Here is a 13,261-nt window from a genome sequence, read left to right as displayed (position 1 = left end):
GCGGCCCGTACCGGGGGCGATGGCCTGGTTGCGGCCGGGGAGGTCACCGGCCGTTGGGGCGGGTGTGGCGGCGGGCGGGGTTGCGGGGCCGGTAGTGCTCTTCGGCGAGGTGGTCGAGCGCGATGCCGTCCAGAAGTGTCTTGGTGATGCGTTCGCTGCTGTCGAGGATGGCTTCGATGGCCGCTTGGCGGATCAGGCGGGAGAGGCTGCCGATCCGTCCGGCGGTCCGCTCGTGCAGGTAGGAGGCCAGCTTCGGCAGGCTGCCCGCCCGGTGGGCGTGCAGGTCGAGGGCCTGCTCAAGGGAGGCGATCAGCTCCCGGAACGGCTCCCGCTCGCCGGCCCGCGCGGGCAGCGCCCCGCAGTCGATCAGGGAGGCGCGCCCGGCCAGCTGCGCGCCGCGCACCCCGGTGAACACGGCGCTGTCGGTGACGTCGATGCCCGCGTAGACGAACGTGGCCCGCACGCGTTCGGTGAGGTCTTTGAGCCAGTCGGCGGCCTCGGCGCCGCTGGAGGTGCGCGGGTTGAGCCGGTGGATCTCGTCGATCAGCACGAGCTTGACCCCGGCCGCGGCGTAGGTGTGGCAGACGGCGGTCGTGATCTGCGTGGTGGTCATACGGGTGGTGACGGGGATGCCGAGGTAGCGGGCGAACTCCCCGGCCAGTGTCTTGGCGGTGGCGCCGGGCGGCACCAGCACGTAGGCGACGGGCACGCTGTCGTCGCCCGGGGCGGCGCGGCGGGTGTGGGCCAGGTGGCAGGTGCGGCCCACTTCGAGCAGCGCGGTCGTCTTGCCGGTCGTGGCCGGCCCGGTGACGATCAGGGACGGGCGTGCGGTGACGCTCTGGTGGCGGCCGAGGATCATCAGGGTGCGCACACTGCGCGAGAGGGTTTCGATGGCCGGGGTGCGCACGGTGACGAACTGCGAGTGGTAGGCCAGGCGTTCCTCCGGCGAGCGGGGTGCCTGGCCCGGCTGCGGCGGTGTGGGCGGTGCGGCGTGGGCGAACCGGGCGAAGGCGTCGAAGGTGGTGACTGCCCCTGCGGACGTCTCCTCGGCGGGGGGCGTGGTGTCGGGGCTTCTCACCAGTGTTCGGCCTCCTCGAAGGCGTCGTACAGCGCGAATCGGGCCGGCGGCGGGGACTCTTCACCACCGGCCTGGCTGCCGTCATCGTCATGGGCGCGGGCTTCGGCGGCGTCGAGACTGTCCTCGGGGGCCCGGGCGGGATGCTGAGCCGGCGGTGTCCCCGGCGGGGAGTCCGACGGCTGGGACGGGGTGGCAGCCGCTGCCGCGCTCCCGGTCAGGGGGCGGCTGCGGCGCAGGACCTGGTCGGCGGCCTCCGCGAGGGCGGCCTCGTGTGCCTCGCGGTCGCCGCGCCGGCCCAGGGCGGCGCGGATGTGACGCCAGGCAGTCTCGCCCATCGGGGCGTGGACGTGGTCGCGGTGGATCCACGGGATCTCGTGCAGGAGCCCGTCGGGCAGGCGGATGTAGACCTGCCGCACGTCGTGCGGGTTGAGGTGGACCTCCCACTTGCCGCCGGGGCCGGTGGGGGAGGGGCGGCCGCGGTGTTCATTGAGGCAGGCGTGGTCGTAGGTGCGGTGGTTGATGCGGATGCCGCGGCCGGTTATGGGGTGGAAGCGCACGGGCAGCAGTTCCAGGTAGTCGGCGCCGGCCAGCGGCAGCGGCACGTACCCGGACGCGCCCAGCAGCGCGCCCCACATCTCGTTCGGGGTGAGGGCCTTCTTCGGCAGGACCGGATGGCGCAGGCCCTCGTGGGGGCGGTGCTGCCAGCGGGCGGTGATCCACTCGTCCAGCAGCTCCTGCAACTGGGCCACGGTGAACCGCGCTTCGTCCTCCACCGACCCGCCGCGCTCCAGGATGTGGGAGCCGGTGTAGCCGGCGATGTGCTGGGCGACGAGCGTGTTGATACTGCCGAAGGTCCGCTCGACGGCGCCTTTGGCGGCCGGCGAGCGGGGCGGCGTCGGCTGCACGCTCACCCCCAGGGTCTCGCAGGCGGCCAGGAACGCGGCGGAGACGAAGATGGCCCCGCGGTCGATGACGATCGTCTCCGGCACCACCACCGGCCGCGCCGCCGCCTGCTCCAGCCGGTCGTCCAGGGCGAGCAGCCGGTCGTAGGGGACGGCGGCGTGGGCCAGGCGCAGATGGCCGGGCCAGCCGGGCCGTGCGGGATGGGGCACGGCCATCTCCGCCAGCAGCAGCGCCGCGTCCACGGCCTTGGTGCCCTCCTCACGCAGTACGGCCGCCACCACCGAGCGGGTCGCCACATCGAGAGCGATCGTCAGCTCCGGGCGCACCGGCTTCCCGTCCTCGCCGACGGCCATCACGTCGAGGCGGGTGGTGTCGACCTGTACCAGCTCGCCCGGCCGCAGCGCCACCGTCGGCGTGTACGGCCGTACCGGCGTGGTGGTGGCGGTGCGGGCCGGCCGTCCGGGATGCTCCAGAGGATCGGCGATCACGCGCACCAGCCGGTTGAACGTCGACGGCGCAGGCAACCCGACCGCGCCCGGCCCGTGGGTGTCGGCCAGGATCTGCCCGGTCAGCTCCCGCAGTCCCTTCAGCGTGCCGGTGGAGCGGCCGCGCTGGCGGCGCAGCGCCTCCAGCACGGCGGCCACCACCCGCTCATCGGCCCGCCCTGTCGCACGCGACGGCTTGCGGCGGGGGACCAGCCCGAGCAGGCCGCTCGCGTGGTAGCGGGCGCGCATGCGGCGCACGGTGGCCCGGCTGACCTGCGGCCAGCCCAGCCGGGCGAGTTCTTCGGCCTTGGCCTGCTCCCGCTCGGCCATCGACCGCCGTGCCGGGTCGTATTCGGGCCGGGGCGTCCCGCCGCTTGCCGGCCCGCCGGGCAGCCCGGTCTCGACCTCGCGGATGTGCCGCTGCCAGGCCAGGGCCCGCTCGCGCTCCCGCTCGGGCACCGACTCCAGAAGCCCCCACGGCGGCACCGCGGCGGCGGGAGAGTCCACCACGGCGAAGGCGGGGTCGGCGAACAGGAAGGAGGCGAGCACGGAGGCGGTCTGCCCGCGGGTGTCGACGAGGCGCACCGACGCCCCGGCCACGGCGGCCACCTGCCAGGCGCGGCCCTCGAACGTCACGTACGCCCCCAGCTTCACCTGCCGGTGCCGGGCGCCGGCCACCGGGCGGCCGCCGTGTGCGCTCACCACAGCTCGGCCTCCGCCCGCGGGTCGTACACCCCGCACCCGCCGGTATCCCGGGCAATGTGACCACCGGCACCGCCGCCATCAGCGTCGTGCACCATCATGGCGCCGGAGATCCCCTCCACGGCCCTGACGTCTGCGGTGCGCCCTGTCTCACCGGAACCGTCCCTCGTCTCGCTGCCCGGCTGTGCGTCCGCGCCGCGGCGCGCAAGGACGCCGCCGGTGCGGCGCCGGACCATCTCGTCGAACGGGCGCAGGGTGTGCTCACCCTGCGCCCACCCGACCGCGTGGAGCAGGCCGTCGGGCAGCCGGACGAAGACCTGCCGCGGGTCGTGGGGATGGTGGTGGACCTCCCACCGCTGGCCGCGGCCGCGGTGTTCGTCCAGACACGCATCGTCGTAGCGGTGCCCGCCCAGCCGGATCCCGGAATCGGTGAGGGCGCACCGGCGCGCCGGCAGCAGTTCGCCGTAGTGCTTCCCGGCCAGCGGCAGCGGCACCATCCCGGCCACGCCCAGCAGTACCTCCCACATCTCCTTGGGGGCGAGCCCCGCCCGGGGCAGCAGTGGATGGCGCAGCTGCTCCTGGGGGCGCTGGTGCCACCTGACGGTGATCCATTCGTCCAGCAGGTCCTGCAGCTGCGGCATGCTCCAGTACGCCCCGACCGCCTCTCCCGCTCCGCATGCCTCTTCCGCCGTGGTGGCGTGCCGCGAGAACAGGCCGGCGAGGACCTCCAGCGTGCGGACGGCGCCGCGCTTTGCGCCCGCCGTCCGCAGCGGGGCCGGCTCCAGGCTGATGCCCAGGCTCTCGCACACGGCCAGGACAGCGGAGGTGACGGCGGCTGTGGACTCGACGATGAGCGTCTCGGGCACGGCGGCCGGACGCGCCGCCGTGGCCTCGATCCGTGCGGGCAGTGACACCAGCCGCCGGGCAGGCCCGCCGGCATGGGCCTGCTCCAGCAGGGCCGGCCAGCCCGGGCGCTGCGGCCTGGGCACGGCCATCTCGGCCAGCAGCACCGACAACTGAACCGGCCCGTCCTGCTGCGGGTGCAGCACGGCGGCCAGCACGCAGCCGCTCGCCGCGTCCAGTGCCGCCGTCACCGCCACGGGCACCACACCCCCGTCCTCGCCCACCGCCCGCACACCCAGGCGGGCGCCTGCGATGTGGACCCGCTCGGCGGGCCGCAGCGCAGACGGCGGGCCGCCCGAGCGGGCCGGGCCGGTCGCGGTGCGCGCCGCACTGCCCGGCGGCTCGGCCGGATCCGCCAGCGCCTTCACCAGCCGGTACAGCGACGAGCGGCCGGGCAGCTTCACCCGGGCCGGCCCGTAGGTGTCCGCCACGATCTGCTCGGCCAGCTCGATGACCTGCAGGGTGGTGGTCTTCGACCGGCCGCGGCGCCGGCGCAGGGCCTCCAGCACGGCGGCCACCACCCGCTCGTCGGTACGCCCGGTGGGGGAGAAGGTGCGCAGGTGGCGCTTGTCGACCAGCCCCCACAGCCCCTGCCGCTGGTAGACCAGCCGCATCCGCTGCACCGTGGTCCGGCTGGCCCTGGCCCAGCCCAGCGCGGCCAGTTCACGCGCCTTGACCTCTTCCCGCTCGGCGAGGGTGAAGCGCTGCGGGTCGTATTCAGGCCGGGGCGCGCCGCCGCCTGCCGGGCCGCCGGGCAGCCCGGTCTCGACCTCTCGGATGTGACGCAGCCAGGCCAGGGCCCGCTCCTGCGCGGCCAGCGGCACCGTCTCCCACAGCGCCGGGGCCGGCGGCTCCGAGGCCGCGGCACCGATCACCGAGAAGCCGGGCGCGGACACCAGACGGACGGCCAGCACACACCCGGTGGCCCCGTCCTCGGCGACCAGGTGCACCCGCCCGTCGACCAGACCGGTCACCTGCCAGGCGCGGCCCTCGAACGTGACCTGAGCGCCCACCTCAACACACCGCCCACCAGGGACGGCCACCACGTGCTTGCTCAACTCTCCTGCTGCTCCCGCCGCTTCCCGTCGCCTGCGGCCGGGCCGGGCGAGACAAGTGTCTGCTCACCCAGCGGCCGTGTCAGGTCCGCGGCCAGCCGACCGCTCCACAGCGCGTGGTAGAGCACCGGCAGCGCGGTGAGGACCTCGCCCGCCGCCGCGGCCCCGGCCATCAGCGGCCGTTCGGCGGCGAACGCATCGAGCACCGCCTGCTCAAGGCCGCCCGCGTCACGGTGGCGGGGGTGCCGGTAGCCGGCCAGCCACCGCACGTTCGCCGCCACCACCTTCTCGGGCGGCGCCAGACGCCGGTAGGTGAACCCCACCGCCTCACACGCCGCTTCAAGCACAGCGGCGGCGCGCTCGGCCCGGCCGGCGGCGGGAGCTGTCGCGGCGGGGCAGTCGGCGAGCAGGGCGACCCCGTCGGCGTAGCGGGCGAACAACTGCGGCACCCATGTCAGCACCCGCCCGCTGCCCGGATCCCGCCAGATCAGCCGCACCGGCCGCGCCGACAGGCCCACCACACGCGGATCGCGGTCCAGGAACATCAACTGCGTGCACATCGCCTGCGAACCGTGCATCACATGCCGCCCGGTCGTGGCCGACCACCACCAGCCCGGCCCCCACCGCCGCCCCGGCACCACCGGGAACGCCGCCACCGGCGCCAGCTGCTCGAACTTGACCGCGACGGCGGCCTCCACCCAGCGGCGCTGCACGAGCGTGCCGTCCACTCCGGCGAACTCAGCCTCCACCGCGCCCGGTTCCGGCACCCCGCAGGCGCCGCCCGGGAGGGCGGGCAAGCCGGTCTGCGCGCTGTCCTGGCTGCTGTCGGTGATCACGAACTCCACATAACGCCATGCCTGTCCTGCCGCGCAGGAGAACCGGACGGTAACCCCAACTATGGTGCGCAGTAAGCCCGTTGGGGTGCGCGCGGGGTCAGGATGCCACCCGGATGCACTGGTGTCAGTGCGAACTCCTGCACTTTCCGGCTGCCTGGCCGCCCTCCTTCGGCACCACCCGCCGCACCCAGAGTGGACCGTGGTGCCAGGGCCGTTGTCCGGCCGCCGCCGGGTGCGTCAGTCTTCGCTACGGCCCGCGGCGAGCACCCGGGACAGCTCCTTGGCGGGCAGGCGCGACCACTGGGCCACCTCCTCCAGCGCCACCCCGGCCGCGACAGCCGCTGCGGCGGTATGCAGCACGGCCCGGTCGACCAGCTCGGCACTCTGGCTGAGGTGCTCCAGCAGCGTGCGGGCCACCTCGGCGGTGGTGCCGCTCTGCGCGCCGCGCAGCTGCGCCAGCTCCTCGCGGGCGTCGTCGAGCAACCGCGTGATGTGGAAGCGGTGTTCGGCGGAAACGGTGGCACGCCACCGGGTACCCGAGCCGCCCGCCTGCGCCTCCGCCGCCATCACGCGCAGCTGGCCGGCCATCGTTGCGGGCTGTTGCTCCCGCTTCAGATGCCACGGATCGTCCCGCCATCCCGGCGGCCCGCTGCCGCGGCGGGCGCGCACGATCGCGCCCCTCCAGCCGCTCAGCGGGCCGCCGTAGTCGACCGCGACCAGAGGCCCCAGCCAGTCCCGGTCCACCCGCTCGCCCAGCCGGTGGCAGAACGGGTCGTCCTCGCCCCGCACCCGAGGCCGCGTCCCCCCGCTTGCGCGCCAGGCCAGCTCGGCCATGGCCGGGTCCAGCAGCGCGTCGGCCACGGCCACCACCTCGGGGAAGACGACCGCGTCCCGGCCCACGATCCGCCACCGCTCCAGCTCCGTCCCGGCGTTGCCGCCCGCGACCTGGTGCAGCCGCCCCGGCCAGATGGTCTCCCGCTCCCAGTGCAGGGCCTGCTCCCACCACCGGGCCACCACCGCGTGTGCCAGCGCGAACACCCTCTCCGGCTCTGTTCCGGCCCGTGCTGCCCGCCGCGCCACCCCGGCCCACCGCCGCTGGGCCGCGGCCACTTCCGGCACACCACGCACGTCCAGATACTCAAGAGACTGGTCGGCGTCCGCGTCCAGGAGCCACCGCCGGTGCCGGACACACACCCGCTGCCATCGCGGCGCGTACCGCACCACCCGCACGGCCGTTCCCGTACGCCGGGCGGCGCACAGGCGGCAGCCGAACGCGACCGGCCCGGCGACCGCGCCGCCGGTCCGCCACGCCGCCGCCGGCACCCCGTCCTTTCCGGCCGACAGCTTGGCGTCCTCTTGTCCCCAGGACGGCAACGCCCGCGCCAGCACGTCCTCCTCGACGCCGCACAGGCCTGCCAGGAGCTGCCGTCCGGGCGTGTTCAGCAGCACCTCGGCGTCGGCCCGCGTGCCCCCGCCGTCGTGCCCCGGCGGGTAGTTGCGCCACTGCCAGCACGACCGCAACACCTTCGCTTCCATCCCGTAGCGTCCTGCGATGCGGCAGATCAGCGACGAGGTCGTCTCCCCCTGCAGGGGAGCGATCCGCAGGAGGCCGGGATGACGGGTCACTCCACCACGGTCTCGCGTTCGCCGTCTCCGGCGGGTGCTTTCGCAGTAGCCGTCCGGTCCTGGGCCCGTCGTCTGCTTGCTTCCCCAGATCGTGGGTCTCCCTTTCCTGGAGCCAGCAGGTGTCGGTGTGGCGGGGGATTGACCCGTTCGAGCGCATCGTGATGATCCGATCGCACTAAGCTACGCCTGTGGTGGTTGGCGAAGATGCTCAGGTGAAGGGCTTCTCGGGGGCCCGCAGAGCCAAGCAGTGGCTCGAGGGCACGATGCGCATCTTTGGCACGTACGCGAACACGGACTCGGAGTCCTACGGTCGGCCTGCCTCTGTCCTGGCCGTACGGAGGCCACCTGGTTGGGGTTGCGTGTCAGCCGATGATCGCGTGAAAGAACAGGACGGCGCCTGCGCACGCCGCCCCGCCAGCGAGAAGTGCAGCAGCTGGGCTGCCGCCGTTGCAGGCTGTGAGCACGCCTGCAATGAGCCCGGCAAGTGTGCCCAGAACGAACACGATGGCAGCTCGCTGACTCAGAAGAGGACCCTGCTCTTGGCTGTTCACATCTACTCCGATCGATCGAGGCGGCGGCACAGTGTGTGCATCGCCGGGATACCGGTGTTGATGCTGTAGCCCGTTCGCGGTTCTCTTCCCCCTGTGCTCCACGTCACGAGGTTCTGCCTAGAAACTTTGCTGATTCGCGGGGGGACTTGCCTGCTCGGCCGCTAAGACCGTAGACGTGAGCGAACCACGCCCGTCTCGGCACGCCCTCAGGCGTCACGAGCCAAGGAACAGTCCAGGGATCGATGCAGACCGCTCGGAAGCGGACGGCGGACGCCCATTCCGAGTCGGCCAGGGGCTTGTGCAACACCTCCCGTCCCTGGGGGATGGAGACCTATCCGTTGATGAACGGGTAGCCCGCCTTGCAGCCGATGGCCGTCTTGCTGCGGCACTACGGGGAGACGGATTTGCTGGCCCCCGTTATGACCGATTCGCCCGTCGGTTGATGGAGTATGGGTGGCCGATCATGCTCGCGTGGACACACAGCGGGGAGATCTTTCGCCAGAGCAGACTGGCGGGGCGGCCGATCCGAGTGCGGCATGACGCCAACTGGAGCCAGGACGACCGCTACCTGCTTGCGACGGAGACGGTGCTGGCCGGACTGGAACTCTTCCGCACCTACGGCTTGGTGGGCAGGCGGTGGCAAGAGGCAGGCGGCGCGAGTTTGACCACTTATTACGTGGGGGCCTGCGTCCGGTCGTTCCGTCCGGTGTACGAACAATGGTTCCGAGATCGGTCGCAGAGCATGGCTATGGGAAATGAGTCGCTTGAGGGCGAGCTCGCATACGTGGACCTCGCAGACGAGGGAGCGGTTGCCCCGGATCAGGCTGCTGCCATTCAGGATCAAGTCAGGCGCGCACTCTCTGCCCTTTCGGATCAGTGCGTTGTGGCAAACCGGATCTCGTTCGAAGCCTGCGGTGCGGGTGATCATTCGGACAGAGATGCCAGTGTGGTCGTGGGCATGAAGAAACGGGCCCCTTGGTAGTGACGTGGTTGTTGAGGCCGGTCACGAGCAAGGAGACCCGTTGTCCGACGAGTTGACCATCCCTGCTGTACCCGCGTCCACCACGGTCACCCCGGAGTGTGACTGCTACGTGCACAGGTTCGGTTCGATCGCTTCGGGACAGCGGGCGAGGTGCTATCCGAGTGACATGACGGATGCGGAGTGGGCCGAGGTCCGCTCTGCGGTGCCGGTGCCGGCCTGGCTGCTCAAGCAGGGCGGGCGTCCGGAGGCGTACTGCCACCGCGAGATGCTCGACGCGGTGCGCTACCTGGTCGACAACGGCGTGAAGTGGATGGCCATGCCGGTCGACTTCCCGTACTGGCGGGCGGTCTACGACTTCTTCCGCCGCTGGCGGACCTACGACTACGTGCGTGAACTGCACGAACGCCTGCGCCGCACGGCGAGGGAACGCTCCGGCCGCAACGCCGAGCCCAGCGCGGGAATCATCGACAGTCAGTCGGTGGACGCCTCCGAGACCGTCGGCGAAGACAGTCGCGGATACGACGGCGGCAAGTCACGTGACGGGCGCAAGCGTCACATCCTGACCGACACCGAGGGCCTGTTCCTCGAGGTCACCGTGACCACGGCCGATGTGCACGACTCCAAGGCCGCCCCCGCACTGCTGGAGACGTTCATGGACCAGCCGGGCCGGCTGCTGAAGCTGGTGTGGGTCGACAGTGCCTACCAGGGTCCGGCGCTGGCGAAGGCGTTCGCCCGCCACGGAGTCCGGACCGAGGTCGTGCGCCGCTCCGACGGACAACGCGGATTTGTCGTACTGGCCCGCAGGTGGGTCGTGGAGCGGACGCTGAGCTGGCTGGCCCGCTCACGCCGCCTCAACCGCGACCACGAACGCCGCCCCGACCACCACACCCAGATGGTGTGGTGGGCCGCCGTGATCAGACTGTCCCGGCGCCTGGCCGCAGACGCTCCGCGCTGGCCGGAGAAACGCCCCGCCCGACTGCTCCGGGCACGGGCATGAACCGTCCGTCCTCCGCCCGCACCAGCCAGCCCCGCTTCTCCAGCACATAGGCACGGTGACGGATCTTCTCCACCTCGTTCTTGATCTCCGCTTCCCGGCCCACCGCCCGCGTCAGCTCCACCCCGTTCACCGGCCTCGAAGCGGCCACCACCGCGGCGAACACCTCCCGATACAGGCCGCTGAGCACCTCCTCGCCCACGCCCGACCGCCACACCGGCGGCCGCTCACCACGCCCCGCGCCGGGGCCGCTCGATCCCACGGCGGCAGCCATCTCACCACCGGACGGCACCGGAACCGGCGTATTCACCGGGCCCTCCCCGGCCAGCACCGACACGAGCTCCTCACGCCCCACCCGGGCCCGCTCGACTCGCTCCCGCGCGGCATCCACCTCCGCCTGAGCCTGCTCCAGGACCTCCGTCCAGGACTCCAGATCCTGCCTCGCCCGTGCCTCACGCTGTTCCATCAACCCCAGCACCGACGGCATCGCGACCTCCTCGATCAACAACAAGCCGCCCGCTGCCTGCCCCTACCCCGTCGCGATCATGCCCCGCACACGAAGAAGCCCCTGCTCATCGAACGGGGACTCCCTTTGCCACAACGCACTCAGCAACTGCGTGTTGGGCTGGTAAGGCGAGCGCTGGGATACACCCAACGGGAAGCAGCAGCGTCGGTTGGGCTGTCCGAAAAGGCCATGGAGCGGCGCTTGAGCCGGAGTCGCCAAAAGCTTCGCACCCTGGGGCTCGACGAGCGGATGGGAGGTCAGTAATCATGACCACAACGCACGGTGAGAACATTGCGTCGGCTTCTGATGACTTCGACGCGTTGCTAGACGCATCCAGTCTTGGAACCGAGCACGTTTGCCGGGTCAGGGAGCAGATTCCAGACCGCATCCGCGAGCGGCTGCACGATGCTATGGGTCAGCACTCCACTCCGACGAGTGGTCCTACCTGCACCCTTAACCAATCCAGCTCTGGCTCCCTTGCTGACGAGGCCCGCCAACTATGGGCATGGAGCCCAGTAATGCGCATGGAGCTGCGTAGCACGGTCTTGGAGATCGTCCGTACCTTTGCTGAAGCGACGCTCGACGCCGACGCGCTTGCAGAAGCACTAGACGTAGGTTGGCTGGAGGGGGCTGGCCGGTGGGCACACGCTCTCAGACGCGATCTCGCCTATGGCCTCGCCCGCGTCCGTGCTTTGGCGCATGGCAATGATTGCCTTGGACCGATGACGCGCGCCATGACCGCCAGCTTCTCCTACAAACTTCCTGCCAACACCGTCCGTGCCTGCCAGGAGGTGCTGCGCCTGGCAGGTGATCTGCACTTGGTGCATGAGGCACTCACTGAGATCGTGAGCGACTTCATGGACAGCGACCTTCGCAGTACTGACTTGGAATGGGTGCCCCTCGAAGGAGTGAGATGGAGTGAGGCGACATGCTGGCCTGCCATGTGGGAGGAACGGGTACGCCGCGCCTCGGAACCTGAGGGACCAGGAGTCTTTGTCATCCGTGCCGAGCCAGAGCGCTGTTCATCTGCGCTCACCAGCATGTGATCTCCCAGAACGGCAACTGACCGGCGTGTAGGTGCGGCTGCGACGCCACCGTCCCATAGACCGCACCTTTCAGCCCGCCCTTTCCGACGGGTACTCGTGTACCGGTGACCCTCGGAGGGGGTGCCCCAAGGACGGGTAGTTTTAGTGTGTTTCTGCTGGTGGCAGGGTGGTTGATGGGGTTTTCAGGCTGGCGTAGGTCGCTGGTCCGGTCTTGGTGATGAATCCGTTTGCGGCCATCTGCCGAGCTGGCGGTACATCGTGCTGAGGGTGATATTGCCGAGGTGTCGAGCGAGTTCGCGGGTGCGCCAGTGCCGGCCGGGGTCGGCGTGGAGGAGATCCAGGACCTGCTGTCCGCGGCGGTCGGCTGGTGGGGTGTACCGATCGTCGTGGGAGACGGTGGCCCTCTACGCAACTGGTTCTGTGCTGAGAGAGGTCCGTGCTTCCTGCAAGGTGGCTGCATAGACGAGGTAGGGGCCATCCTGTCCCTCCTCATGAAAGCCGTAGCGTTCCAGGCATCCCCGCGAGGGCTGGTTCTTGGGGTCGACCAGGGCAGTGAGAAGGACGAAGTCGTCGGGGCTATGGCGTGTCGCGATGTCGCTGACGACTGCTCTGAGCAGCACCTTCGATGCGTGCTCGCCAGTGGACAGCTTCTGCCCATGAACCTGCACAGCCGTTGCGTAGGCATCAATCCGGCGCTCGAAAACTGTGCCGGACTCGTCAGCAGGCTCTTCCAGATAATGGACGCCCACTCCGACCAGTACATCTGCGTCGCGCAGCAGGATCAGTCGCTGGTCGTGCGTCCGGGCGCGGCTGTTGGTCGCTGGGATGGCCCGCTGATGGATGTACTTCTGAAGAGAATGCGCCCACCCAGTAACGCACTCACGGTTGTCGTCCGGGTGCCGGACGGTGTCCGCCCGGCACCCGGGACAGCAGTCGAAATCCTGCAGCTCTATCCGGTTGGCCTTCGTTCCCAGCGACCAGGAGACTCGTTCCACCCCGAATCTTACGGGGGATCATTTACTCCGGCCGAAGCCTGGCGAAGAGTGCAGAACGGAACGCATCGTCCAGCGGCCGCTGGATCCTGTCGTCTTCCGCATTAGAACCTGTGATTGCGGCTTCGGAGTCCTCTGCAGAGTCCTCGATCAGGAGCCCAGGCTGCAAGCGGGTGATGATGGTGGCCCCGGTGAACTCGCTCAGCAGCAGAGCAGGGTCACCGACTGAGAGGCCTGCCGCTTCCATCATCGCGTAGGGCAGTTCATGGTCGAGCCCTTCAGGGCCGGACTCGGCAAACCTGACCTTTCGTCCGTCTGTGCTGTGCAAGATGCCAGCGATGCACTCCTCTTCCGGGAGAACGGGAAGCCTTGCCAAGACGGAATCAGTGAGGTTGCACAGAGGCCGCAGGACTTTCCAGGCGTTTTGAGTGGGGGCGGCCAGCGGCTCCAACTCGGAGGCGTCAAGCTGCTGGTTTTTCAACAGCGTCATGAGTTCCTCCTCAATCCTCTGAGCTGCGGAGCAGTATGCGCGAGCGGTTTCCTTGTCGGCTCTCCGGTACAAGACCGCTGCACGTACGTTGAGGCTGCTGTAAAGGGTGCCAA

10 protein-coding genes are annotated in these 13,261 nt (G+C 70.6%); 2 read left to right on the top strand and 8 right to left on the bottom strand.

Annotated elements, in window-relative coordinates; all coding sequences use genetic code 11:
- Positions 1 to 43: 43 nt before the first annotated feature.
- The 5 genes from IEY89_RS36300 to IEY89_RS36280 form a co-directional block, all read right to left on the bottom strand.
- Positions 44 to 1,078 (bottom strand): TniB family NTP-binding protein, encoded by a 1,035-nt coding sequence (locus IEY89_RS36300; protein ID WP_189151809.1) that lies wholly within the window; start codon positions 1,076 to 1,078, stop codon positions 44 to 46.
- Positions 1,075 to 3,171: a TnsB C-terminal domain-containing protein gene (locus IEY89_RS36295; RefSeq protein ID WP_189151808.1), complete on the bottom strand. Its 2,097-nt coding sequence runs from the start codon at positions 3,169 to 3,171 to the stop codon at positions 1,075 to 1,077. The genes IEY89_RS36300 and IEY89_RS36295 overlap by 4 nt, the downstream gene beginning before the upstream one ends.
- On the bottom strand, positions 3,165 to 5,129 hold the full coding sequence (locus IEY89_RS36290) for a Mu transposase C-terminal domain-containing protein (protein ID WP_189151807.1): 1,965 nt from the start codon (positions 5,127 to 5,129) through the stop codon (positions 3,165 to 3,167). The genes IEY89_RS36295 and IEY89_RS36290 overlap by 7 nt, the downstream gene beginning before the upstream one ends.
- Positions 5,126 to 5,962, bottom strand: a complete 837-nt coding sequence (locus tag IEY89_RS36285) for a TnsA-like heteromeric transposase endonuclease subunit (RefSeq protein ID WP_189151806.1) — start codon at positions 5,960 to 5,962, stop codon at positions 5,126 to 5,128. Before IEY89_RS36285 ends, IEY89_RS36290 begins: the two co-directional genes overlap by 4 nt.
- A gap of 237 nt (positions 5,963 to 6,199) precedes the next feature.
- Positions 6,200 to 7,588 carry a TniQ family protein gene (locus IEY89_RS36280; protein WP_189151805.1) on the bottom strand — a complete coding sequence of 463 codons (1,389 nt, stop codon included), beginning with the start codon at positions 7,586 to 7,588 and terminating at the stop codon, positions 6,200 to 6,202.
- Positions 7,589 to 9,287: 1,699 nt separating this feature from the next.
- Here IEY89_RS36280 and IEY89_RS36275 point away from each other — a divergent pair.
- Complete coding sequence (locus IEY89_RS36275) at positions 9,288 to 10,118, top strand: IS5 family transposase (RefSeq protein WP_229695620.1); 831 nt, start codon at positions 9,288 to 9,290, stop codon at positions 10,116 to 10,118.
- On the opposite strand, the gene IEY89_RS36270 is transcribed toward IEY89_RS36275, so the two are convergent.
- Positions 10,036 to 10,602: a BAR domain-containing protein gene (locus tag IEY89_RS36270; protein ID WP_229695619.1), complete on the bottom strand. Its 567-nt coding sequence runs from the start codon at positions 10,600 to 10,602 to the stop codon at positions 10,036 to 10,038. The two genes, IEY89_RS36275 and IEY89_RS36270, sit on opposite strands and share 83 nt — an antisense overlap.
- A gap of 536 nt (positions 10,603 to 11,138) precedes the next feature.
- Between IEY89_RS36270 and IEY89_RS36265 the strand changes: the two genes are divergently transcribed.
- Complete coding sequence (locus tag IEY89_RS36265; RefSeq protein WP_189151802.1) at positions 11,139 to 11,666, top strand: hypothetical protein; 528 nt, start codon at positions 11,139 to 11,141, stop codon at positions 11,664 to 11,666.
- 404 nt (positions 11,667 to 12,070) lie between these two features.
- Here the strand turns inward: IEY89_RS36265 and IEY89_RS36260 are convergent, their stop codons facing one another.
- A complete protein-coding gene (locus IEY89_RS36260) occupies positions 12,071 to 12,661 on the bottom strand; it encodes a hypothetical protein (RefSeq protein ID WP_189151801.1) in 591 nt (196 codons plus the stop codon).
- A 22-nt stretch (positions 12,662 to 12,683) separates the two neighbouring features.
- Entirely contained in the window at positions 12,684 to 13,148 is a 465-nt protein-coding gene (locus IEY89_RS36255) for a hypothetical protein (protein ID WP_189151800.1), read from the bottom strand.
- Between the last annotated feature and the right edge of the window lie 113 nt (positions 13,149 to 13,261).

Source organism: Streptomyces lacrimifluminis (assembly GCF_014646095.1).
Lineage (GTDB): Bacteria > Actinomycetota > Actinomycetes > Streptomycetales > Streptomycetaceae > Streptomyces > Streptomyces lacrimifluminis.
This window is presented reverse-complemented; position numbering and strand designations above follow the sequence as displayed.

Bases quoted from the DNA above. Each gene is read 5' to 3' on its own strand.
- IEY89_RS36275 (WP_229695620.1), top strand. From the start codon at position 9,288: ATGACGGATGCGGAGTGGGCCGAGGTCCGCTCTGCGGTGCCGGTGCCG.
- IEY89_RS36270 (WP_229695619.1), bottom strand. From the start codon at position 10,602: ATGCCGTCGGTGCTGGGGTTGATGGAACAGCGTGAGGCACGGGCGAGG.
- IEY89_RS36265 (WP_189151802.1), top strand. From the start codon at position 11,139: ATGCGCATGGAGCTGCGTAGCACGGTCTTGGAGATCGTCCGTACCTTT.
- IEY89_RS36255 (WP_189151800.1), bottom strand. From the start codon at position 13,148: ATGACGCTGTTGAAAAACCAGCAGCTTGACGCCTCCGAGTTGGAGCCG.